The sequence below is a fragment of the Halobacteriovorax sp. genome (assembly GCF_041587335.1).
In the GTDB taxonomy this organism is placed as follows: domain Bacteria; phylum Bdellovibrionota; class Bacteriovoracia; order Bacteriovoracales; family Bacteriovoracaceae; genus Halobacteriovorax.
Window position 1 is genome coordinate 1 of sequence record NZ_JBFGYP010000010.1, and the last position, 22,425, is coordinate 22,425.

The window sequence follows — 22,425 nt, forward strand, 5'->3', positions numbered from 1 at the left end:
AGGGACCATGACAAACCAGATTGCTATTGCAACCCATGTTGGAGCTCTAGAAGAGATTATCGTGGAAAAAGAGTCCCATATTTATCAATATGAAGGCGGAGGAATCTTTCATAACTCTCGCGCAAGTGTGAAGTTAGTCGACGGTAGAGATGGTAAGATGACCGCTCAGCAAGTTAGAGACTCTATTAATCCAGATGATATTCATAAGCCAGTTTCATCGTTAGTCTCTCTTGAGAATACTACTAATAGAGGTGGCGGAAATATCTATTCTCTAAATGAACTTAAAGAAATCAAAAAGGTCGTAGATGAGAATGATTTAAAACTACACTTAGATGGCGCTAGAATTTTCAATGCAATTATTGAAGGTGACTATTCTGCAAAAGATCTTGGTAGGATCTTTGACTCTATTTCAATATGTCTTTCAAAGGGATTAGGATGTCCAGTGGGATCCCTACTCTTAGGTAGTAAGGCCTTTATTAAGAAGTCTAAAAGACTTAGAAAAGTTCTAGGTGGTGGAATGAGACAAGCGGGCTTTTTAGCTCAAGCTGGAATCTATGCTCTAGATAATCACATCGATAGACTTAGTGAAGATCACCATTTAGCAAAAAAGTTTGAAGAGCTACTCACAGGACATAGCTTTATTGAGAGAGTCATTCCTGTAAAAACAAATATTGTAATATTTCATTTAGAAAACTCCATAGATCCACAGGAGTTTTTGAATTACTTAAAGTCTAAAGATGTACTTGCTGTACACTTTGGAGGTCAGGCCATTAGATTTGTGACTCACTTAGATCTTCCTAAAAATACTTTGAGTAAGCTGCAAAGAGCACTGGATGAATTTAACTAACTTGCTTTATACTCTGGAAAGAACTCTTGAATAGTTGTTTTTAACTTTGGAAAATCTACAGGCTTAGTAAAGTACTTCTCACTGCCTAAGCTCTCGGCCTTAGCAAGATAATCATCATTATCGTAGGCAGAGATCATGAAAACTTTGATATGATCTACGGTTCTCTTAATTCGAGAAAGAACCTCAAAGCCATCCATCTCAGGCATATTAATATCGCAGAGAACTATATGAATACCTTCGCCTTCTTCGCTATTTAAGAAATCAATACACTCTTGTCCCGATTTGACGCAATGTAGATTTACCAACTCTTTCTTCTGTTCTTTTTTGAAAAAGACTTTATAAAGAGCTGCCACATCATCTTCATCATCTACGGTTAAAATATTTATCATATGCAACATTCCTGTACTTGTTTTCTATCTATTATAGCCTTTATTTTTTTTCTACAAAGCATAAAAGAACAAGCTATAGACTGTCTTAAGCTAGAAGCTAAAACCACCTTTAATCACAGATGTTGTCGAATCAATATCTTTTCCGTACCTATTAACCACTCTAGATCTAATTAGATCAATTGTGACAGGAACAGCATAAGCTATTGTAAATTCAGAACTAATCCCCGCCCAATAGGACTGGGCAGAAGAGTTTCTAAGGTATCGATTTCCCACTAATACCCTATCTGCGCCAACTAAATCTGTCCCTGCTAATAAGTGAAGCTCTTTTACAAAGATAGGTATTAATCCGGCCCCTCTATAGATATCTAAGAGTTCATACCTTAGCTTGGCACGCATAGTCTTAACTTCATTTCCAAAAATATCACTATAAGCGATTCCATAGAATTGATGATACTCCGTATAGCTCCCACCAGCGTAGACAACACCACTATTGAAGTTTCTCTTATCTAGCGAGCTATAAGCTAGGTCTAGTCCAAGATAGAAATCTCTAAATGGATGTGTTTCAGTCTTTAGGATTGATTGAAGTCCATTGTAATTTCTAGATCCTTCAACTTCTTTTTTAAAAACTCTAAGTCTTAGTGATGAACTTGCTATAAAGTCATCTACTCTAGTTGGAATAAGTGAGAGTCTAAGCACTCCTCCAAACTCCTTTTCACTTCTATTAGAAATAAAATCGTCAACGTCAATATGTCCAACATAGAGAGTGGAGATAAGATCTATATCTTCTAACTCTAATAAATGAGATAGAGATGCATAGTTCTGTTTTGTCGAATCATATTCCTGTCGCTGTGAGCTTGAAGTGTATTCTTTAGAGTGACTAAGAGACAAGTAGAAGTCATTTGGAAATTCATATCTATAATCAATCTCTGGAGTCACTTCAGAAATACCTGTATAAAAAACACCCTTTAGCGCTAGGCTATGTCTTTGATCAGGGTCAGATAAAGTCGTAAGAGCACTCCAGTAAGAGAGTGCATCTGTTGCCTGAGTATAATTAAGCATCCAGTGCGTAGGAATAAAGTGCGCCATTCTTGGATAACTCACTTCTTTTTCATCAAAGCTATTTAATGAATCAAAGCGACTTAAATCTACTTTATTAAAACTTATCTTTTTAGAACTTCCATAATAATCATCTAAGTTTAAGCAACCAACATTCATCTGATACAATGTTGATTTTGATCCCTTTAAGACTATGGCCGATTTATTCTCACCAAGAGCTGCGGCAACGATTCTCTTTCCAAAAGGAAGATTTAGCGAAGTACGTGAGCGACTTGTAATATAGGACAACTTCCCAGACTCTCTAGCAATAACTCCCTCAGAACAGCTATCTAATATCTCAAAGTTCTCTAAGACTTCAAACCCTTCTCTTACAGTCTTTTCTTTGACATCATAAAAATAAGCAAAGGATTTATTTCTTCTCTCATCGAATAACTTAAAGAATATTCCCGTCTCCACAGGCCTTAGGGAAGTAATACTAACTTCCTCAGGAAAGGTAAATTCTCCACCATTAATGACCCAGTTTAACTGATTATAAGTTAAGCTCACTTCTTCATTTTCAAATAGAAAATTATAATCACCTCTTCTCTTCTTTTTAGAAATTGAGTTTAAATCATAGATAGCACTTTCTCTTTTGGTTGTGCTTCTAATATTTGAGAATGTATTGATAGAAAGACTTGAGTTATTGAGCTTTTCTATTGATGCTAATTTATCACTATAATGAACTTCTTTGTGACTACCAGACTTTAGATCCTGCTCTAATATTCTTTGTTGTCGGTCTTTAACTTCAACTGTGAGGAGTTTACCTTTTATTAAAGTCATCCCCTCTTGAAATGATTTGAACCCAAGAATACTCTTTAGAGGCGTAATTAATTTTGAATCCTCTTCTTTTCTACTCTTTAAATCAGAGAGAACTTTCTCTCTAAAATCTTTATACATAGAGATTGCACTGCTACCAAAACATTCTTTAAAAGCATCATTTAAAAAGAAAGGAATATTATTACTATTGGCAAAGACTAAGCACTGAACAGCTCCAGGCCTTATATTCTCTAGGTGTTCCATAAAGTATGCCCCTGTCCAATAGGCATATTGGCCGTAAGGGAATTTTCCAGGCTCATCTAAGCAATCAATTGTTTTACAGAAGTCTTTAGACTTAAATACACTCTCCCACTCTGCCTCTAGAAGCTCATTTCTAAGTCTTCCTCCATTGGTGAAAGTGCTTTCTCCCCATGTTGCAATCCCCTCAGCAAACCATCTTGGAACAACTCCACCTAATTTTCCAAAACTACCAAATACAGTTCGAACTCCTTTTACGATTCCTCTGGTCTGGTCCATGTGGATAATGTGAATTAATTCATGCAAAAGAAGTTCTCTAAGAAAGTTAGAACTAGATGAGAGATGATTAGAGCCTAGTGGAGGATATTTTCTTAAGTTAATGATATTGGCCGGAAAGACGGTGGCGCTTCCATTGGCATTTTGCGCATCTTCAACATAAGAGAGATGAACAGCACTGCTGGGGGCATATTTGAAGTAACCGGCAAGTTTAGCAGTGTCGTTTTTTAGAATTTCTATTATTCTATTTAAATAATTTTTCTCAGATTTAGGCAGATGTATTTCATAATGATATTTACCAAACTCTGACTCTACGTCTAGAAGCGTTGTTTTGACATCTCCACTCATTCTGGCCGACGCTGTGATACTTAAAAACAATAGAGCGATCCCCGACAATCCTAGTCGGATAATAGTTTTTTTCATATTTACTGTACCTAATTAGTGTTTTTGTAGTTATAATATCTCAATAAGTTATAAGATTAAAAACTTTTTTAAACATATTAAGGAGCACAAATGAAATTCAATTTCAAGCCAATGACTTTACTTGCAGTATTAACACTTTCTTTCTCTCTAGCGAGCTGTAGTTCAACAAAGAAAAAAGAAGTAAACGATAACCAAACAATGGAATCAGTTGGTACTGATGCTGCTGCTTTAGAGCTAAACGCTGACTCTGATTCAGGAAAAGCAGGTCCAATTAAGACTGTATTTTTTGGTTTCAATTCATCAGTACTTTCTTCAAGTGCACGTGAAACACTTAACGCAAACGCAGAATTCTTAAAAGAAAACCCATCAGTTGAAATTCAGGTTGAAGGACACTGTGATGAAAGAGGTGGAGTTCAGTATAACCTTGCACTTGGTGAGAGAAGAGCTGTTTCAGTTAAAGAACACTTAATTGCAATGGGAGTTAACTCTTCAAGAATCTCAACTATTTCTTTTGGTAAAGAAAGACCAGTTGCTTTTGGACATGACGAAAGTGCATGGGCATCAAATAGAAGAGGTAATTTTATTATTACTGCTAAATAATGATCAAAAAAGTACTAATAAGCCTAATATTTATTCAACTTTGGGGATGTGGTTTAGCGACCACACGCCCAAAGCTTGAAATGAGCCTAGCACAAGTTGCCTTCCTCGCCGCCAAAGAATCAAAAGCACAAACACTCTCCCCTGGAATCTTTAGAAAAGCTGAATTTTATTATCTAAAAGCAAAGTCAGCATATAAGAGAAAGTATTTCAATAAAGCTAAACAATACGCTATCCTATCTAAGAAGTTTTCTGAGAGAGCAGAGTTTATTGCGATAAGAAAACAAACACTAGAAAATTTATAATCCGTTTTTTATAGAAGGGAATCTTTATGAAACAACAAATGAAATGGCTGATGCTATCATCAATCCTTTGCGTAACTGCATGTAAAACACAAGAAGAAATTCAAAGAGAACAAGTCGTCGATAACATCTCAATCCAAATGGTAGAGAATCAAAAGCTCACAGCTGGTGCAAATATTCGACTACAAAATATTGAAGAAAAACTTGGAATGCTCACTGGACAAGTTGAAGATACAAATCACAGTACAAAAGAAGAACTTACAAAACAAGTTGAAGAGCTCAAGGCCAAGATCACACTTCTAGAAGAAAAAGATAAGTCTAAAGATGAAAAGCTAGAAAAGATTGAGGAGCAGCTCAAACAACAAGATTCTTATCTAAAGAAACTATTAAAAACACTCTCCTCTAAAACATCATCAAAGAAGTCAAAGAAGAAAACTCCTTACCAAGAAGCAATGAGTACCTACTCTTCTGGTAACTATAAGAAAGCGCAATCTCTTCTGTCTAACTTAGAGTCAAACAAGAGAATTAAGGGCGGACAAAGAGCAAGAGTTTTACATAATTTAGGCATGTCAGCGTATATTAATAAGAACAATAATGATGCAACAGTGGCGTTTGGTAAATTATTCACTGAGTTTCCAAAGTCTAACTACAATGCAAATGGATTGCTTTACCTCTCAAAGACTTTAAAAAGACTTAAGCAAAATGAGCAGGCTAAACAAACACTACAAGAGTTAATCAAGAGATTTCCAAAATCAAAAAGAGTAAAAGAGGCTAAATCTATACTGGCCAAACTATAGGATAAATTATGAAGAGAAGTTTTATTTGTTCAATACTCATTTGCATAGCTTTTTCATCGTGTACTTACTTTATAAATTCAATTGATGAGGGAGAATACAATGTAACAGGAATAGACAAAGACAATTTCTCCATCCTATTTAGTCACAATATAAATGGAGAGACCCATCCTTGTGGATGTCGTCATCACCCACTGGGAGGACTGCCTCAAGTTGCAGGAGTCTTTCATGAGATAAGAAAAAATAGCGATACTCTCTATGTAGACAGTGGAGATACTTTCTTTGCCTCTTCTTCAATTCCTACAACTCTTGAAAAGTCACTTTCATTTACAGCGAAGAACCTTGCCAAAGGTTTAGGAATGTTAAAGCTGGCCTACATGCTGCCAGGAGAGCAAGACTTAGCAATGGGATGGGATTTATTAAAAGAGTTACAAGAAAAGAATAACTTCGCCTACCTCGTCTCTAACCCTTCAGCTAGTTTCCCTCTTAAGTATAAGAAGTTTGCAGTGCTAGAAAAAGGGCCTCATAAGATCTTCATCATAGGGCTTGCTGATCCAAATATTTTTGAAGGTAAGTACAAAGGTGCCTTTAACTCCCCTTTCATGGAAATTAACTCCATAAGAAACGAACTCGTTAAGGCCGGATATAAGAAAGACAGTCCATTTCATCGACTAATTGCTTTAACAAACTCAGGAATGGACGTAGATACAGAGATCGCTAAAAAGTTTAAAGAGCTAGACTGGATTATTGGCTCTCACTCTCAAAGTTTCACTAAAGACCCTGTAGAAGAAGGTAAGACTAAGATGGTTCAAGTCTTATCTAGAAATCACTATATTGGAGAAATTAAAATATCTCTCAACTCTGATAAATCTAAAGATAGTTATGCCATTCATGAAACGAGAGATGAAAAAGCAAAACTTCTAAACCCAAATCCTTTCAGAGAATTTTTAACTACCCATAAAGAACAACTTTCAAAAGTACAAGTTGAAGAACAAAATGCGATGACAGTTCACTCAAGTGGAACTCAAAAATTTAACACGGCCACCTCGTGCTTAGACTGTCATCAAGCTCAATCGGATCACTGGGAGAAGACACCCCACTCTATTGCCTATCTAACACTAGTAAAAGCTCAAGAAGAAAATAACCTCGCTTGTATCAAGTGCCACAGCCTTGGACTAAACTCTCCAAATGGTTTTGTTAAGTCTAAAGATATTGTTCACTTTGAAGAATCAGATGAAGGGAAATTAAATAAATTAAAAGATGATTACATGAAAGAAATTAAGGCAAGCTTCTTAGACTTTAGTTCAGTAAGAAGTCTTCCTCCTCAGAAGATTCAAGACATATCGAAGAAGTGGCAAGAGCTTGATAAGAAAAAGGGCGTAACTCATAATTTCGCTAACGTTCAATGTCTAAACTGCCACGATAAACACTTGGAGCATCCATTCTCAACTAGTGAAGTCGACCTTTCACCAAAGGCCAAGTACGATGGGATGAAGGCAAAATGTCTTAACTGTCATGACCCTGATCAGAGTGTCGAATGGTACAAAGGTAAAGACCTTGATGAAACAAAATTTAAAGAGATGCTAAAGAAAGTCAGCTGCCCAAAAAGCTAAATAGTCTCTAGGAACTCTACAAACCTTGCTCTATATTGCAAATGTTTAGGGTGAAATACATCGGTGTGTGAGCCATCTTCTACTGGCCACCACCACTTCTTTTTAGTCTTAAGTTTCTTATAAATTTCTTCTCCAAACTTATAGGGAACTACTATATCTTTCTTTCCATGTATCATAAGCACTGGCATCAGTAACTGATCTAAATTCTTATATGCCCCGTACTCATCAGAAACAAGAATATAGGCCAGAGGACTTAGAGCTACCATAATTCCAGCATGTCTCAATTTATCAAAGGCTATATCTTGGTACGAACTAAAAGTTGAATCGAGAACAAAGAGATCAATTTCTGATTTGAAATCAATATCTTTCATTGCCCTCATGCTTACAATCCCACCAAGAGATTGTCCGTAAACAATGAATTTAGAATAGTCCTTAGATTTCTTATGTGCCCATTTTAGAGCAGCGATAGAGTCCTTATTTAGTCCCTGTTGATTGGCCTGGCCCTTTGATAGTCCATACCCTCTATAATCAAAAATAAAGACATCATAGCCCTCTTTTACAATCCACCCTAGATTCAACCAGTGAGATGTGATATTTTGTGCGTTTCCATGAAAGAATAGAATGAGCCCCTTCTTCTTTTTTTTATAAGACTTATCATACATAAGCCAACCGTGAAGATCTGTGTCGTCCGTTGATTTAAAATCAATATCATCATAACTCACGTTATGTTGTTTAGGGTCTGCGTAGAAATACTTCGTTGGAAAATAGAAAACGGATGAACATCCGTATAAAAAGGTTAAAAAGATGAATGGTAAGAGCTTTTTCATGGACTAAAAACCTTAAAAGATTTAATAAATACAGACTATTATGCTAGGATTTTGATTCTATGACTACAAAGTTTATTTTGGGTATTGAAACAAGTTGTGACGATACTTCTATTGCTATTATTGAGACTGATTCCAACGACTTAGACACTCCACCGAGTGTTATAACTCAAAAATCTTTTTCACAAGAAGAACTCTTAAGTAAGTGGGGCGGAGTTGTGCCTGAGATTGCAGCGCGTAATCACCTGGCCAAGCTAGTTCCCCTACTTAAACAAACACTCCAATCCGTAAATATGGATATGGAAGATATTGATGCTATTGGTGTTACAACTCAGCCAGGACTTCTTGGTCCACTACTTACTGGGTTGAATACAGCTAAGACGTTATCACTTATTTTTGAAAAACCAATTATACCAGTGAATCACCTCTTTGCTCACCTTGAAGCAATTCACTTATCAAGAACAACTAAATACCCTTATATTGGGCTCCTCGTCTCTGGGGGTCACTCACTATACTTATTAGTAACTTCTCAAACGGACTTTGAGATCCTTGGATCAACAATTGATGATGCTGCCGGAGAAGCTTTTGATAAGGGCGGAAAGATTTTAGGACTAGGCTACCCTGCTGGTAAGCTTATAGATGACCTTGCTAAATCTGGAGATCCTCTAAAGTACCAATTCCCAATTGGTCTAAAAAGTTCTGCAGACTGTAGACTTAGTTACTCTGGAGTAAAGACTGCTCTTAGATTATTTGTCGAAAAGAATCCTCATGTTCTTCACCAAGGTGGAGTTCACTACTCTCAGGACTTAAAAGACGTATGTGCCTCTTATCAACACGCTATTGTTGGAGCGCTTAAGCTAAAACTTAAATACGCCATGAAGGCCGTTAACGAGCGCTATCCTCGAAAACTAGAAGTTGTAGTTGGCGGTGGTGTTGCTTGTAATAGTTATTTAAGAAAAGTTCTTATTGAAACTTATAAAGACGTATTCTTTGTTCAACCATCATTTTGTACTGACAATGGTGCAATGGTTGCAAACTATGCTCATCGTATTGAAACAAGTGCTATTAAATTTCCAGAATGTTTAACTCTGGATGCCAAAGGTCGCTATATCTCAAAGAAAGACCTACAGACTAAAGGACACCTCTAGTGAGCAAGAACCTTCCAAAAGCAGATAAGAACTTAGGACAGCATTTCCTAAGAGATCAAAAAGTTATTGATGATATTACTGATGACTTTAAAGATGTTGCTGGCGCGATTGTAGAAGTTGGTCCAGGACCAGGTATTTTAACTGAGTTCCTTGCAAAGCACGACCTACCTTTTTACGTCATTGAAAAAGATAAGCGCTTTCCAGACTACTTGGAAAAAATTATTCCAAGTGAGACAATTACATTAGGCGACGCTCTAGATGTAGATTTAAATAAATTCTTTGAAGAAAAAAATATAAGTGATTTAGATATATGGCTAGTTTCTAACCTTCCATATAACGTAGGTGTTCCTCTTTTAATAAACTTTATAAAGGCACCACAGATTAAGTATATGACTCTTATGTTTCAAAAAGAAGTTGCAGATAGAGTGATTAGCTTTATCTCTACAAAGAAGAAAAAAGCAATGGGCTCTCTCCTTGCTCTTTCTCAAACTTACTTCGAGGTATCTGTCCTATGTCAGGCACCACCAGTAGCGTTTGATCCACCACCAAAAGTAGACTCAACAGTTATCAGTCTAAAAAGAATTCAAGATCCAGTAATTCCACTTTCAGAATTTCTGGCATTTGAGAAATTTCTTCGAAAAGTCTTTCAATTTAAAAGAAAGCAACTAGGCGGAGTTCTAAAGAATTTCTATGAGCCGGAAAAACTTGATAATGCTTTTGCAAAATGTGAAATTCAAAGAACTGATAGGGCCGAGTCATTTAGCTTAGAGACTATTCAGCAATTATATAAAGAACTAAAGTAATCGAAGGTGTTATATGAAATTAATCATCTCAACTCTAATTATTTTTCTCTCCCTAGGGACTAGAGCAAATTACTTTGAGTTCTTTGGAACACACGTTTCAACTTCTGGGATTGGAAATCAAGCAAACTTAAACCCACATGATCCTGCCAATAACTACTATATTCCAGCACAAATGGCATTTTCAAATACCTTTAATCTATCGACATCAATAAATTCTGCAGTAACAGATTTTGAACCTATAAGTGGAATAGTCGTTAAGAATGACTCTTTTCAAGATCCTGCACTAGATGAAGAAGTGGGATCAGTATCTACAGATTATCAAAAATATTATAGTGGATCTATTCACCTCTCTTTACCACTAGCTAGAAAGCTTGGTTCTATAGCCTTAAGCCTTAGTGCTCCAGTAGGCTCACTTATTGAGACAAACTCAGGTAATGCATTTCTTCCTGAGTACATAATGTATCGCTCAAGATATAGAAGAACGACAGCAGTGCTAAATTACGCGAGGGCCTTTGGCGACTCATGGGCATTCTCTCTTGGGACTCAGATAGGCTTTCAGGCCGCGGCCACAGCAGATACAAACGTATCCATTCAAAGTGACTACGGCTCATATGGCTCAATGAAGTCAAAAGTTAAACCCTCTCTTGGGCTAGTTTTCTCTACAATCTATAGGCCCTCAGATAGCTTTCAGGCCTACTTCTCTTATCAACAAGAGATGAAAAATAACCTAGAAGCCAATGCCTTTGGTAAAGTTTCAATTTCAACGACAACTGATTACCTACTAGATTTAAATATTACTTCGATGATTTTCTATGACCCACATATCTTTAGAATTGGTACAGGGTCTCAATTTGGAATGGTTAAACTCTATACTCTTCTTGAGTATCAGATGTGGGGAAATTATAAAACTCCACTAATGAAAGTGGCCAAAAGAGGTGGTGGGATTCAACCAAGTAGTGATTACGAAGTATTAAAGGTTGATGATATCTTCGTACCTAAAATTGGAATGGGCCTAGTTCTAACTGATAGTATTGAGCTAGACTTAGGGCTTGCTTACAAACCTAGTCCAATTGATGGAGATTTCTCAGGATCTGGAAACTCAATAGACTCTGACTCTACAATTGTCTCAGGAGCAGCGTTATATAAAATTAAAATCTTTGATTTACCTCTACAGCTTGGAGGATCCCTGCAGTATCATATGTTAAAAGATAAGACTGTAACTAAGACTGCAGGACTAGAGAATGGCAATGCAGGAAATAAGATTGGAGCACCAGGATATAAAATTGGTGGATCAGTACTTGTTGGCTCACTTGGGCTAACAATGAATTATTAGGATAAAGTATGGGTATTAAAATAATAGCTAAAAATAAAAGAGCACACTTTGATTATGCTCTTGAAGATAAACTAGAAGTGGGAATGGTTCTAGTTGGAACTGAGGTAAAAAGCTTAAGAGAGGGAAAAGTCTCAATAGCTGAGTCACATATTACTATTGATAGTAAAGGTGAAGTCTGGGCATTTAATATCAAAATTCCACAATATGAATTTGGAAATATTAATAATCACCAAGAAGACAGAAAAAGAAAACTTCTACTTAATGAAAAAGAAATTGTTAAAATTGCACATAAAATGAAAGCACAAAAAATGACTCTAGTCCCAACTATGATTTACTTCAAAGGTTCAATAGTTAAATTAGAGATTGCACTAGGACGTGGTAAAAAGCTTCACGATAAGAGAGCTGATGATCAAAAGAAAACAGTTCAAAGAAATCTACAAAAAGGTATTTACGAATAAAAGGACAATTTATGAGTGTTTATGATTTTAAAGTAAAAACTAATAAGAATGAAGAAGTAGAGCTTTCTAACTATAAAGATAAAGTCCTTCTCATTGTAAATACAGCATCTAAATGTGGCTTCACTCCACAGTACGCTGGACTTGAAGAGCTTTACAAGAAATACAAAGATCAAGGCCTAGAAGTCTTGGCCTTCCCTTGTAATCAATTTGGCGCTCAGGAACCAGGTTCTAATGAAGAGATAGCGTCTTTTTGTGACCTCCAGTTCAATATCTCTTTTCCACTATTTGATAAAGTAGACGTGAACGGTAGTGAGACTCACCCACTCTTTAAATATTTAAAAGAAGAGGCTCCAGGGCTACTTGGTTCAAAGAAAGTGAAGTGGAATTTTACAAAGTTCTTAGTTTCAAAAGACGGAACTCAGATTACTCGCTTTGCTCCAACAAGTAAGCCTGAGTCACTAGAAGATGATATAAAGAAATTACTCTAAATACCTTGGACCTAGATCTACTAGGTCCTAAGCCGTTACCCATTGATATACAACGCCTAAGTAAGTCGATAGAAATACAACTCCTGCAAACTTATTAAAGCTTCTCTTTATAAGAGAGGCCCCAATTAGAAAGATAGATGCAAAAATCAATACCGACACTTCAAGACTGTAGTCTTGAGTTATTTTAATATCATAAAAACCAATTGAGCCAAGTACGAAGGCCACATTAAAGATATTAGAACCTATTATGTTTCCAGTAATTAGATCAGTATCCTTCTTCTTTACACAGGCAAGTATCGCTGTCACAAGCTCAGGAAATGATGTTCCAAAGGCCACAAATACAGCAGAGATAACATAAGTTGAGATTCCAAGCATAACCCCTACCTTAGAGCCAGAACTTACAAGTAAGTCTCCACCAAAGTAAAGAAGAACAAATCCCACAATCAGTTTAATATAGAGCATTGGTCCCATCTCATGCTCTAGTTCTTCTTGGCTCACACTTCTTAAGTGTCTCTGCTTTCTCATCTCACTAAATGTATTTATAAGATATATGACAAAGAATGAAACAAGTAGGCCTGTTCCCCACCAGTAAAGCTCTGATTGGAAAAGGATAAGTGTTAAAATAAGAGTGAGAACAATATGAAAGTAAAGCTGCTTAGTGATCTCTTTTCTAGAGAGGTATAAAGGAACAAATATACCGGCCGATCCCATGATAAGAAATAAATTGGCGATATTTGAGCCTATAATATTTCCAAGGGCAATAGGACTCTCGCCTCTAAAGCAGGCCAACTGAGATACAAAGAACTCTGGAAGAGATGTACCAAAGCCTACAATGAGTAGTCCAATAACCAGTGGTGACATTCCAAGATATAATCCAATCTTTTCAGCAGACTCTAGAGCAAACTCTGCTCCATAGTAGAGCATAACGATGGATAATATTAATAAAATCACTTGTAGTGTCATAAACCTGTCCTATAATTAATTTATGGAAAATTTATATAAAAACCTTACTGAGAAGACATTTAAAAAATTAGCAATACTTTTTTGTTTACTTGGGGATATTCTCATTTTTTATTATATTTGGATAGATGCGTTTCCAAGAATCTTTTCTCAAGTCACTCAGCAAGTTAAGAAAAATCCAGCACTTGACTCTAGTATGTTTCCAAAAAATTTCTTTACTGAACTCTATGAGCTTTCAAGACAAGCAATGCTCGCAATGTTTATTGGGGTCATTATTATTCATGTGATTAACTATCTCTACTACTATAGAGATAAGGCCTTTGCTTATAAATACTTAAGGATTCAATCCTCTCTTGGAGGATTAGGTCTCTTTCTCATTGGTTTTTCAAACTTAATAAGTGGAGGGATAAACTTCGCCTACACCCTTTCAGGTGTATTAATGATTTATGTATTTATTGGTCTAAGTCAGTTTAGTCCTAAAACTTTGGAACCAAAAGCCTCGTCAAAGAAGGTCTAGTCCATAGTGGAAGATTTCTCACTCGATCTAAGAGGTTTCTTTGTCCTGTTACTGCTAAAATAAAAGAGTCGAAAGCTCTTGGATTTTTAACAATCAGCTCCAAGTCATGTTCATAAATGAATATATTTAGCTTTGCCTCAATCTTTTTAATAATATCAAGTCTGGCCTCAACACCCATCTCAATATCACTCATATTTTGAATATCTCTATTTAGAAGTATTTTACCTCTTAAAAACTCAATCAGAGATAAATTCACATTTCCTTCGTAGAGATCCATCCCCTTTGGAAAATGTCTTCTTAGGTATGAAAATCTTGAAAGAATCATAAGAGAAGTATTTCCAAATGAATCATATGAAGAAGTAAATAGCTCTAGGTATTGATCGTAGTAATACTTCCAAATCCAAAAATCTACTGAGCGGTTCCAGTAAGGAAGAAAACCTTTCTTAAGTCTTCTTTTAAATGACCTTGATAGAAGATGCTCGTGAGACTCTTTGTCCCACATGTCTCTACTCATATCAAACTCATCATCTAGATTTCTAGATCTCTCATATTCTTTATGATGATTCTCTCTAATCTTAGTATCTTCATCTAAGATAGAAGAGACTCTATCTCTAACATTTACAACTTCTTCAACAGGACAGTTCTTAGATCCTGGACAGTCTAATTCACATGAGTGACAAGCAGGCCAAGTTAGAGGAAAGTCCACGACGAGTTGATTTACTTTATAGTCTTTAATCCAGGTACGAATGGCATCATCACCTTCAAGACCTTCTTCATCTTTCACTTGAAGCATTGATCTGAGGAACCATCTCTCGCTATCTTCGTAGTACTCAATAAGGCAGAAGAAAAAGTTATCCTTTCTTCCACCCTTCATACTCATTCCGGCAATATTTTTTGATTCACTCACAAAGGCTCTCTAGCTATAGAGGTTTCTCGATTGAAAAAGGTAAGACGTCCATTTCATTTTCAGAGATTACTTGTTCAACTAATCCCCTAGCGTCTTTTGGATGGATAATAAGGAAACATCCTCCTCCACCGGCTCCACAAACTTTAATACCAGCCGTTGGAACTTTTTCTACCACTTTATTATACACCATATTCATTTTTTCAGAAACAATTCCAGGAAAAAGCTCTTTTCTAATTGCTCCCTCTTTTGAGATGAGCTCTGAAAGTTCTGTAAATGACTCATCTTTAATAGCTTCATAAGCCTTTTGACTTAAAGAAGCAATTTCAGAGAGACCCTTTCGTATAAGTTCATTCTTATCAAAGAATCCTTTATAAACTTCCCAGTTATTAATTCCAGAGAGCCTAGTTTGTCTTGAATAAACAAGAGTGATGCTCTCTTCTAAGAACTCTTTAAGTCCTTCACTATAAAGTTGGTCAACTTCTATTTTTCCAGGAGTAGGAATTAATGCCAGAACTCCCCCATAAATTGCGGGATAATAATCTTGATAGCCAGCAGGTCCAGAATCTAGCATTCTCCCCTCGATACCTCTCACGACATTAATACCTGTTTGTCTATCCACTTTAAGATCAAGGTATTTGCAAATAGCACTATAGAGAGTAATTCCCATTGAAGAAGAGCCACCAAGGCCCGCTCCAGGAGGAGAACCAGACTTTAGATTTATTTTCACTCCACTATTTAAGTTAAAGTAATTTAAAATCTGACAAACAAAACTAAAGTGTCCAAAGTGAGTTCCTAATAATTTCTCAGCAGTAAAATCTTCAGACTCATAGACCTCAGTTGTGTTATAGTCGAGTGAGTGAATTTGAACTTTTCCTTGTTCAAACTCTTCAATATGAACTTCTGCCTTTAAACTTGTGGCCAAATTTAAAGTTACTGTATTAGGAATGATTAAATTTATTGGCTCTAAATCGAGTGTTCCACCTAAGAGATCAACTCTAACTGATCCACTATACTTCGCCATTATAAATCCCAACGTAAGGTAGTTCTCTATAAAGACCATTAAAGTCTAAACCATAACCAATGACAAAGTGGTCTTCAATTTCATATGCGAGGTAATCAATATCTACTTTATGTTGAATACGCGCTGGTTTATAAAGAAGAGAGGCTACTTTTAATGACTTTGGATTAAGGGCCTCAAATCTTTTAACAAGAGAAGAAATAGTTAACCCAGTGTCTATTATATCTTCCACTAGAATGACATTCTTTCCAGACACATCAGTTTTAATATCTAAGTTAATTTTAAGTTCACCAGTAGACTCTGTTCCCTCATAAGAAGAAACTGAAATAAAATCTAAAATAACAGGAAGATCCATCTCTCTAATTAAGTCTGCACAAAAAATAAAAGATCCTTTTAGAACACCTACTACGACAACTTCTTCGCCTTTGAACTCAGTTGAAATCTCTTTAGCTAGTTCTCTAACGCGGCTTTGAATAGAATCTTTTGATATTAACTCTGGAAATGACATAAAAACCCTCTTGTCTTAATTAATACATAGAGAGTATATCAAAAAAAGAAGGAGACAACAGTCTCCTTCCAAATTAAATTATATTTGAGCTTCTGAAATGGTGCCGTCAGCACCTTCAATATTTGTTGAGAAGGCAAGTAGATCTTCATCATCAGGCTGGTAATCCCAATGAGCAGTACATCTTGCTTCATATAGATCAGCTTCACCAACAAGAACTTGGTCAGCATTCTCTGTAGATTTCCTATGTGTTTTTGATGCAGGAGCACCGCATGAAGTACAAACGGCCTTAACCTTTGTTACATCATCAGCAATCGCCATAAGGTGTGGCATTGGCCCAAAAGGTTCACCTTTATAGTCTTGGTCAAGACCTGCTAAAATAACACGCACGCCTCTTCTAGAGAGCTTGTTTACTACTTTAATAATGTTGTCATCGAAGAATTGAACTTCATCAATGGCCACAATTCTCGTTGAGTCATAAATCCTCTTAAGAATGTCTATAGCAGAGTTAACTGGTGTCGCAGCTACAGATTGAGATGAGTGACTCACGACCTTAGTCTCGTGATATCTATCATCTAATGCTGGCTTAAAAATTTGAATCTTCTGCTTTGCGATTTGGGCCCTTCTTACTCTTCTGATTAACTCTTCAGTTTTACCAGAAAACATAGGTCCACAAACGACTTCAACACTTCCTGTCATGAAGCTTGCTAGATACGGGGACACGTCTCTCTCCTTTAAAATGCGGGTAATTATTTGTTGTGTGTAGAATGATTCTTACAAAGTCATTGCACTCTGTAAATGAGGCCATTCCATGTGTCATTTAACTATTGTAATGAATTCCAATAGATAGTGAGAATAAATTTTCTAACACCTCCTGACTTTGGCGATAAGTCAAAACAGGATGTGTTTTAAAGCATCGCAAAAAGAGATGTGAAATAGATAATCCCAAGCAAAATAAAGAGAACAAATATAATTAATGGAGAACAAACTACTATTAAGCTCTGCAAGATAGAAAAAGACATATTATTTCTAAGTCCAGCAAAGAGATAGATAATTGAAGAGAAGTGTCTAATCATCTCTCCAAATATTGGAATAACTAAGAATAGATTTGTAACTATGGAATGGTTCACAACTTGAGACGTAACACTTTCTACATCACCATCAAACTCAAAGAGATTCCCAAAGAATCTTATGACTACAGTCCAAAGCTTTGCGTAGAACCAAAGTGTAATAGGAAAAATAATAACTTGAAGAATAGACCAAGAAATTAAAATCTTCTGGTACTCAAGTGACATATTTTCAGAAATCAAAGAAGAGAGCGAATCAGACTCGCTCATAAATGATCCCGTAATATATCCAAAGTAAATCATTCCCACAGAATAGAGTCCACTAATGATTACCATTACCCAAGAGATACTCATCACTTCTAAGAATGATAGACCAGCAATTTCATCTTCTTGTTCTGTCAGAACTTCACTAGCAAGAGCTAATGGCCTTTGACGTGTTCTAAGGTTTCTTAAAACATCGTGAGTTTTAAAAGGATGAAGAAATGTTAGAATGTATTCTTTTACTATCTGATTCATTACTTAACTCTATATTTATCGGGGTCAATACTTACGGGCTCTTTACTATATCTTATATAATGATAAGTGATTTTCAAACTTCTATCTAATACTATAATTTCAGAGTCTGTAAAAGATACTTCAAGTTCTCTATTGTTTACATTTAGCTTTAGTTTCCACTTCTTGAAACTAGAAACATCTTTCTCGTTAACAATATACGCTGCAGGATTTAGAAGTAATTTGAAGATCTTAATCGCCTCACTTCCCATTCTATGGACTTCTAAATCTAGAGTTTCATTATTATCGAAAGTAACTTTTACATCTGACCCCAGCTCTTCTAAAACTCTTAAGTTCCAAACATTTTGAATATTAAAGAGTAAGATCTTTTGTTCGCCAGCATTAAATTGATAATAAAGATTATTTTTTGGATTAAAGATATAGTAAGACTGATCATTCTTATACTTTTCATAAATAGTATACAGACCCTCTTCAGTCTTAATAGACCCTACCGTACGAGAAAACTTAGTTGAATCCACATTCGTTAGATAATTAAGTGCTCTTAGAGAGAGTAGCTTATCTTTTAAATGTTCCATCTTTGTCTTTGAAACTTCAATTGGATGTTGAGGAGGAGGATTTGTTGTTCCTGACTTAAAGTCAATTGCAAATGATTCATTTCTAATATTTGAAAATACAATTGATCTTTCTAGTTCCTCTTGATCAAATATAGTGAGATCTAAAAAGAAGTTAGAAGGTAAATTGAAAAGAGACTTTACTCTTTTATACTTATGATCTGATCGATGCTCATCTTGTTTATTGACCATACCTTCAAACGGCATTTTATCATTAGCAAGAGCTATTACCATATCTTTATTCTTTGTTTTAAAAGCAATATAGAAATCTTGAGAGAAATTAACTTTCTTACCTAACTGATATTCAAGAACTTCGTTTTCAAAAGTAAAAGTCATCTTCAAATGCTTCTCAGGAAAAAATTCTCCCATCTGATCAGGAGAAATATCCTTTAAGTACTTTGTGGCCCTAATCTGTGATAAGCGACTCAAGAACTCATCTACTCTCTTGGGGTCAACTTTATGTCCATCTGTAAAGTTTATGAATAAGTTCTTATTTTTCTTAATATGACTAAAAGGAGTTTGTAGCTCTATTAAGTCTCCATACATTGACGAATCTATAATCTTAGAATTGTTATCCCTTTCTTTTTCATCAGATAACCCTTTCTTTTCTTGTGTAAAGTAAGTAACAGAGATTAAACATATTAAAAGAGCTAATAAGCCTAAATTCTTTTTCATCACAGCTTCCCTTTCCTTTTGTAAAGAACGATTGAAAAGACAATCAAACAAATTGGAAGAATTAACACACTAAAAAAGAAGATCACTCCTAACTGAGGAGCACTGATAAATAACGGCTCATCTTTCATAGTAATTCGATCAAAACTGATCAATTGATCATTCTTTGTTAACCATGAAACCGTATTAACAAGTACTTTAAAGTTATTTGTGAACTTCGTATAAGTATTAGAAACAAAACTAGTATTTGAAAAAACAACAACTCTTCCGCCATTTCCAAACTCTCTACTCACAGCAAAGTTAATAGGGCCTGGAAGATCTCGTCCTTTATCAAATTTCTTATTCGCTAAATCAAGAAATTCAGACTCTCCCCAACTCTCACCTGTAGACTTTATTAACTCAACGGCCTTTAGCCCCAAGTCCCCTGAAAAAGTAACAGCTGTTGCTAGAGGAAAGAATACGTATTCAGTAAAGTTTTCAAATATCGGATGACTTTTAGCAAATGTTTTTGCAATTGGTGCAGCTCCATTAGAACCATCAATAGTAGAATCAGGAGAAATAGAGAGAATATTATGAACCTTAATTCCTTGCTCTGCTAAATATTTTCTTAAATTAGGAATTGTGTCTCCATTAAACTGAGGATTTATTCCCACTAATAAAGCTTTCCCACTTTCTTGAAATGCATTGAGAGCACTTATTTCATTTTCATTTAGATCAATCTCTGGGGCCCAAAGAATTAAAGCGTCACAACTAGCAATCGGCTCACCAGAAACAAGCTTAATATCTTCAACCTTATACATTTCCATTTCTAAGAGATTTCTAAGAGAGCTATGATGATCACGACCATCTAAGTACCAACTAAATTTAGAATGAGAGCTATCCACACAAAGAGTAGTTTCTTTTTCTCTACTCACTTTTAAAATAGCATTAGTTAACTCAAGCTCCCTAGTCTTTATAGCTCTAGCAACCTTTTCTCCCTTTGAAACAATAAGCGTAGGAAGAATCGTTATATTATTCTTTTGTACTAAATTTGGATTAGACTCTGCATCGATAAAATTAAACTTCAAATCAGACTTATTAAGTCGATAGAGTTCAAGTAAAGTGCTTATAACTTGAAAATTTTCTTTTCTAGCATAAACATCAATGGTCACTTCTCCATCTGAATTGTTCAATACGTTTAAGGTCTGCTCTTTAAGTGAGTGTAACTTCTTTTGAGATAAGTCAAATTGAACTGGATTCTTAAAGGCCAGATAATTAACCATTCCAGTGATACAAGCAACTAGGAAACAAGCAATCAAGGCGTCAGCTAAGTGCTTAAACTGTGAACTTGTATAGTACGCTTTAAAAGACTTCCTAAAAACAATAAGTAAAATCAATGTTAAAACCAAGGCAACACACGAAACGATTACATTTAGGTAAATCTCGTCAGAAACTGAAAGCCATAGGAATATACTAGCTAAATAAAGAATTATATTAACTGCAATGAGTAAATTTGATAGAAAACTCTTCATTACCATCTCCTCGAATTAAGAGACTTATTTATAAACATCATAAATAGTCCTATAAAAGAAAGAAAGTACACAAAGCTAAAACTTCTAAGGTCACCTTGGACAAAGTGAACGAAGTGGGAGTTATTATTTAGATAGCTAAGCAATTGCCCAACTATAAAGTTATTTGTGGAGTTCGCTGCAAGGTTTAGTAAAAGAACTCCAAAGATCATTGAAAAAGAAATAAAACCAGAAACAATTTGATTTCCAGATATTGAAGAAGCAAACATTCCAATCAACACATAAGTACTAATATTTAAAATTAAACCTAAGTAAGCACTAAGAACAATTCCCCAATCACTATATCCAGAGAACATTAAGATCATTGGAAACATAAGAGATAGAATGAGCATAAAAATGATTTGAGTAATGTGAGAGAGGTATTTACCAATAATGATATTCCAAAGTCCTACTTTAGATCTCATCAGTAAATCAAGTGTCCCACACCTCTTCTCCTCAACAAATGAATTCATTGTCAGCAGTGGAGTTAAAAACATAAATAATGAACTAATCATTCCAAATAGAGGAATCAACACATTAGAAGTTAAGCTTGAACCTACAAATTCTTTAGACGCCAAGACTCGATAGTAAAATATCCACCCAGTAATACCAATAAAGATGGCACATAAAATATAAAATAATGGTGAAGACAGAGCTTCTTTTAATTCTCTTTTATATATATTAAACATTTTTTTCACTCGTCACTTGTTCAAAAATTTGTTCTAAATCCATTTCTTCAATCTTTAATGAACTCACAATATAATTCCTGTCTAATAGAAATCTATTAATTCTTCCTCGCAAGTCTTCATTTCCTTTAGATGTAATTCTAAGTTCTGTTTCTTTTCTAATAATTTCTACATTGAATTCTTTTTCACATTCCTCGCAGTCTTCATCAGAAAGTCTGGAATCAAGTTCGATTAAAAAGATCTCTCCAGTCACAAGATCTCGTTTTACATCTTCAATTTTTCCAGTCTTAAGAATTTTTCCACGATTAATGATAGTCACTTCATCACAGAGGTTACTTGCTTCATACAGCTGGTGTGTTGAAAATAAAATTGTATGATCTTTCTTTAAAGAGAGAATTAATTCTCGTATTTCTTTAATAGCATGAGGGTCAAGCCCTACAGTAGGCTCATCTAGAATGATAATTTCAGGATCAACGATTAAGGCCTGAGCAATACCGACTCTTTGTTGGTATCCTTTTGATAGATTACCTATCAATCGGCCTTTAACATTATCTATTCCGCATTTTTCGAGAATACCTGACAAATCCACTTGTGATTCGAAAATATTTTTTACAAATTGTAGGAATTCTTCAACTACCATATGTTTATACAATGGTGGGATCTCAGGTAAAAAACCTATTGGCCTATTAGAATCTACAAACACCTCTCCAGAACAAAGAGTTAGCTCGTTTGTAATTATCTTCATTGTTGTTGATTTTCCAGCACCGTTAGGTCCTAGGAAACCATGAATACTCCCCTTAGACACTTCAAAGGAAATACCATCTAACGCTACAGTCGAAGAGTAGCTCTTATGAACATTTTCAACTCGGATGGCCTTTTCTTCCATAAAATCACCTCACGAAATTTTTATAATTAATCCTAGCAAAAGAAATAGATAAAGTTAAAGCCTAACTAGGTTCAAAATACTAGATATTACGTATTTTCTTCAAGAATTATCGCTTAGTTACCGATATGATGA

Annotated in this window: 24 protein-coding genes; 11 read left to right on the plus strand and 13 right to left on the minus strand. The window is 35.3% G+C overall.

The window, feature by feature from the left end:
• Positions 1-847 (plus strand): low specificity L-threonine aldolase (locus tag ABX784_RS02885; RefSeq protein ID WP_372652332.1); only part of this gene is annotated, 847 nt, incomplete at its 5' end.
• Here ABX784_RS02885 and ABX784_RS02890 read toward each other — a convergent pair.
• Complete coding sequence (locus ABX784_RS02890; RefSeq protein WP_372652334.1) at positions 844-1,236, minus strand: response regulator; 393 nt, start codon at positions 1,234-1,236, stop codon at positions 844-846. The genes ABX784_RS02885 and ABX784_RS02890 overlap by 4 nt on opposite strands.
• A 90-nt stretch (positions 1,237-1,326) precedes the next feature.
• The gene (locus tag ABX784_RS02895; protein ID WP_372652337.1) at positions 1,327-4,044 is read right to left on the minus strand and encodes a hypothetical protein; all 2,718 of its coding nucleotides are present in this window, start codon (positions 4,042-4,044) and stop codon (positions 1,327-1,329) included.
• A gap of 90 nt (positions 4,045-4,134) precedes the next feature.
• Between ABX784_RS02895 and pal the strand changes: the two genes are divergently transcribed.
• The 4 genes from pal to ABX784_RS02915 are packed head-to-tail and all read left to right on the plus strand — an operon-like array spanning position 4,135 to position 7,350.
• Positions 4,135-4,644: a peptidoglycan-associated lipoprotein Pal gene (gene pal / locus ABX784_RS02900; RefSeq protein ID WP_372652339.1), complete on the plus strand. Its 510-nt coding sequence runs from the start codon at positions 4,135-4,137 to the stop codon at positions 4,642-4,644.
• Positions 4,644-4,946: a DUF4398 domain-containing protein gene (locus tag ABX784_RS02905; RefSeq protein ID WP_290734714.1), complete on the plus strand. Its 303-nt coding sequence runs from the start codon at positions 4,644-4,646 to the stop codon at positions 4,944-4,946. The genes pal and ABX784_RS02905 overlap by 1 nt, the downstream gene beginning before the upstream one ends.
• A gap of 26 nt (positions 4,947-4,972) precedes the next feature.
• Entirely contained in the window at positions 4,973-5,740 is a 768-nt protein-coding gene (locus ABX784_RS02910; RefSeq protein ID WP_372652342.1) for a tol-pal system YbgF family protein, read from the plus strand.
• Positions 5,741-5,748: 8 nt separating this feature from the next.
• The gene (locus tag ABX784_RS02915; RefSeq protein ID WP_372652344.1) at positions 5,749-7,350 is read left to right on the plus strand and encodes a multiheme c-type cytochrome; all 1,602 of its coding nucleotides are present in this window, start codon (positions 5,749-5,751) and stop codon (positions 7,348-7,350) included.
• Here ABX784_RS02915 and ABX784_RS02920 read toward each other — a convergent pair.
• Positions 7,347-8,177, minus strand: coding sequence for an alpha/beta hydrolase (locus ABX784_RS02920; protein WP_372652347.1), 831 nt, complete (start codon positions 8,175-8,177; stop codon positions 7,347-7,349). The genes ABX784_RS02915 and ABX784_RS02920 overlap by 4 nt on opposite strands.
• Positions 8,178-8,236: 59 nt before the next feature.
• On the opposite strand from ABX784_RS02920, the gene tsaD reads away from it, so the two are divergent.
• The 5 genes from tsaD to ABX784_RS02945 are packed head-to-tail and all read left to right on the plus strand — an operon-like array spanning position 8,237 to position 12,404.
• Positions 8,237-9,322, plus strand: coding sequence for a tRNA (adenosine(37)-N6)-threonylcarbamoyltransferase complex transferase subunit TsaD (gene tsaD / locus ABX784_RS02925; RefSeq protein WP_372652349.1), 1,086 nt, complete (start codon positions 8,237-8,239; stop codon positions 9,320-9,322).
• A complete protein-coding gene (gene rsmA, locus ABX784_RS02930; protein ID WP_372652351.1) occupies positions 9,322-10,125 on the plus strand; it encodes a 16S rRNA (adenine(1518)-N(6)/adenine(1519)-N(6))-dimethyltransferase RsmA in 804 nt (267 codons plus the stop codon). The genes tsaD and rsmA overlap by 1 nt, the downstream gene beginning before the upstream one ends.
• Before the next feature lie 13 nt (positions 10,126-10,138).
• Positions 10,139-11,458, plus strand: a complete 1,320-nt coding sequence (locus tag ABX784_RS02935) for an OmpP1/FadL family transporter (RefSeq protein ID WP_372652353.1) — start codon at positions 10,139-10,141, stop codon at positions 11,456-11,458.
• Between the two features lie 8 nt (positions 11,459-11,466).
• Entirely contained in the window at positions 11,467-11,916 is a 450-nt protein-coding gene (smpB, locus tag ABX784_RS02940; RefSeq protein WP_372652356.1) for an SsrA-binding protein SmpB, read from the plus strand.
• Between the two features lie 11 nt (positions 11,917-11,927).
• Complete coding sequence (locus ABX784_RS02945) at positions 11,928-12,404, plus strand: glutathione peroxidase (RefSeq protein ID WP_372652358.1); 477 nt, start codon at positions 11,928-11,930, stop codon at positions 12,402-12,404.
• 27 nt (positions 12,405-12,431) lie between these two features.
• Here the strand turns inward: ABX784_RS02945 and ABX784_RS02950 are convergent, their stop codons facing one another.
• Positions 12,432-13,367, minus strand: coding sequence for a calcium/sodium antiporter (locus ABX784_RS02950; RefSeq protein WP_372652360.1), 936 nt, complete (start codon positions 13,365-13,367; stop codon positions 12,432-12,434).
• Positions 13,368-13,389: 22 nt separating this feature from the next.
• Here ABX784_RS02950 and ABX784_RS02955 point away from each other — a divergent pair, with 22 nt between their 5' ends.
• Positions 13,390-13,881, plus strand: a complete 492-nt coding sequence (locus ABX784_RS02955) for a hypothetical protein (RefSeq protein ID WP_372652364.1) — start codon at positions 13,390-13,392, stop codon at positions 13,879-13,881.
• On the opposite strand, the gene ABX784_RS02960 is transcribed toward ABX784_RS02955, so the two are convergent.
• The 9 genes from ABX784_RS02960 to ABX784_RS03000 form a co-directional block, all read right to left on the minus strand.
• The gene (locus ABX784_RS02960; protein ID WP_372652365.1) at positions 13,841-14,788 is read right to left on the minus strand and encodes a hypothetical protein; all 948 of its coding nucleotides are present in this window, start codon (positions 14,786-14,788) and stop codon (positions 13,841-13,843) included. The two genes, ABX784_RS02955 and ABX784_RS02960, sit on opposite strands and share 41 nt — an antisense overlap.
• A gap of 13 nt (positions 14,789-14,801) precedes the next feature.
• Complete coding sequence (locus ABX784_RS02965; protein WP_372652367.1) at positions 14,802-15,809, minus strand: hypothetical protein; 1,008 nt, start codon at positions 15,807-15,809, stop codon at positions 14,802-14,804.
• Positions 15,796-16,314 (minus strand): hypoxanthine phosphoribosyltransferase, encoded by a 519-nt coding sequence (gene hpt / locus ABX784_RS02970; protein WP_372652369.1) that lies wholly within the window; start codon positions 16,312-16,314, stop codon positions 15,796-15,798. Before hpt ends, ABX784_RS02965 begins: the two co-directional genes overlap by 14 nt.
• 78 nt (positions 16,315-16,392) lie before the next feature.
• Complete coding sequence (locus tag ABX784_RS02975; RefSeq protein WP_372652371.1) at positions 16,393-17,034, minus strand: thymidine kinase; 642 nt, start codon at positions 17,032-17,034, stop codon at positions 16,393-16,395.
• Between the two features lie 185 nt (positions 17,035-17,219).
• Positions 17,220-17,894 carry a hypothetical protein gene (locus ABX784_RS02980; RefSeq protein WP_372652374.1) on the minus strand — a complete coding sequence of 225 codons (675 nt, stop codon included), beginning with the start codon at positions 17,892-17,894 and terminating at the stop codon, positions 17,220-17,222.
• On the minus strand, positions 17,894-19,177 hold the full coding sequence (locus tag ABX784_RS02985) for a hypothetical protein (protein ID WP_372652376.1): 1,284 nt from the start codon (positions 19,175-19,177) through the stop codon (positions 17,894-17,896). Before ABX784_RS02985 ends, ABX784_RS02980 begins: the two co-directional genes overlap by 1 nt.
• On the minus strand, positions 19,177-20,685 hold the full coding sequence (locus ABX784_RS02990; RefSeq protein WP_372652378.1) for a Gldg family protein: 1,509 nt from the start codon (positions 20,683-20,685) through the stop codon (positions 19,177-19,179). The genes ABX784_RS02985 and ABX784_RS02990 overlap by 1 nt, the downstream gene beginning before the upstream one ends.
• Positions 20,685-21,410, minus strand: coding sequence for an ABC transporter permease (locus ABX784_RS02995; protein WP_372652380.1), 726 nt, complete (start codon positions 21,408-21,410; stop codon positions 20,685-20,687). The genes ABX784_RS02990 and ABX784_RS02995 overlap by 1 nt, the downstream gene beginning before the upstream one ends.
• Positions 21,403-22,293: an ABC transporter ATP-binding protein gene (locus ABX784_RS03000; protein WP_372652382.1), complete on the minus strand. Its 891-nt coding sequence runs from the start codon at positions 22,291-22,293 to the stop codon at positions 21,403-21,405. The genes ABX784_RS02995 and ABX784_RS03000 overlap by 8 nt, the downstream gene beginning before the upstream one ends.
• Between the last annotated feature and the right edge of the window lie 132 nt (positions 22,294-22,425).

What these genes read in the sequence shown, in the direction of transcription:
- tsaD (WP_372652349.1), top strand. Translation starts at nt 8,237, where the DNA reads ATGACTACAAAGTTTATTTTGGGTATTGAAACAAGTTGTGACGATACT.
- ABX784_RS02985 (WP_372652376.1), bottom strand. Translation starts at nt 19,177, where the DNA reads ATGAAAAAGAATTTAGGCTTATTAGCTCTTTTAATATGTTTAATCTCT.
- ABX784_RS03000 (WP_372652382.1), bottom strand. Translation starts at nt 22,293, where the DNA reads ATGGAAGAAAAGGCCATCCGAGTTGAAAATGTTCATAAGAGCTACTCT.
- ABX784_RS02920 (WP_372652347.1), bottom strand. Translation starts at nt 8,177, where the DNA reads ATGAAAAAGCTCTTACCATTCATCTTTTTAACCTTTTTATACGGATGT.
- ABX784_RS02955 (WP_372652364.1), top strand. Translation starts at nt 13,390, where the DNA reads ATGGAAAATTTATATAAAAACCTTACTGAGAAGACATTTAAAAAATTA.
- pal (WP_372652339.1), top strand. Translation starts at nt 4,135, where the DNA reads ATGAAATTCAATTTCAAGCCAATGACTTTACTTGCAGTATTAACACTT.
- ABX784_RS02990 (WP_372652378.1), bottom strand. Translation starts at nt 20,685, where the DNA reads ATGAAGAGTTTTCTATCAAATTTACTCATTGCAGTTAATATAATTCTT.
- ABX784_RS02890 (WP_372652334.1), bottom strand. Translation starts at nt 1,236, where the DNA reads ATGATAAATATTTTAACCGTAGATGATGAAGATGATGTGGCAGCTCTT.
- ABX784_RS02895 (WP_372652337.1), bottom strand. Translation starts at nt 4,044, where the DNA reads ATGAAAAAAACTATTATCCGACTAGGATTGTCGGGGATCGCTCTATTG.
- smpB (WP_372652356.1), top strand. Translation starts at nt 11,467, where the DNA reads ATGGGTATTAAAATAATAGCTAAAAATAAAAGAGCACACTTTGATTAT.
- ABX784_RS02915 (WP_372652344.1), top strand. Translation starts at nt 5,749, where the DNA reads ATGAAGAGAAGTTTTATTTGTTCAATACTCATTTGCATAGCTTTTTCA.
- ABX784_RS02950 (WP_372652360.1), bottom strand. Translation starts at nt 13,367, where the DNA reads ATGACACTACAAGTGATTTTATTAATATTATCCATCGTTATGCTCTAC.
- ABX784_RS02910 (WP_372652342.1), top strand. Translation starts at nt 4,973, where the DNA reads ATGAAACAACAAATGAAATGGCTGATGCTATCATCAATCCTTTGCGTA.
- hpt (WP_372652369.1), bottom strand. Translation starts at nt 16,314, where the DNA reads ATGTCATTTCCAGAGTTAATATCAAAAGATTCTATTCAAAGCCGCGTT.
- ABX784_RS02965 (WP_372652367.1), bottom strand. Translation starts at nt 15,809, where the DNA reads ATGGCGAAGTATAGTGGATCAGTTAGAGTTGATCTCTTAGGTGGAACA.
- ABX784_RS02945 (WP_372652358.1), top strand. Translation starts at nt 11,928, where the DNA reads ATGAGTGTTTATGATTTTAAAGTAAAAACTAATAAGAATGAAGAAGTA.
- ABX784_RS02935 (WP_372652353.1), top strand. Translation starts at nt 10,139, where the DNA reads ATGAAATTAATCATCTCAACTCTAATTATTTTTCTCTCCCTAGGGACT.
- ABX784_RS02980 (WP_372652374.1), bottom strand. Translation starts at nt 17,894, where the DNA reads ATGAATCAGATAGTAAAAGAATACATTCTAACATTTCTTCATCCTTTT.
- ABX784_RS02995 (WP_372652380.1), bottom strand. Translation starts at nt 21,410, where the DNA reads ATGTTTAATATATATAAAAGAGAATTAAAAGAAGCTCTGTCTTCACCA.
- ABX784_RS02905 (WP_290734714.1), top strand. Translation starts at nt 4,644, where the DNA reads ATGATCAAAAAAGTACTAATAAGCCTAATATTTATTCAACTTTGGGGA.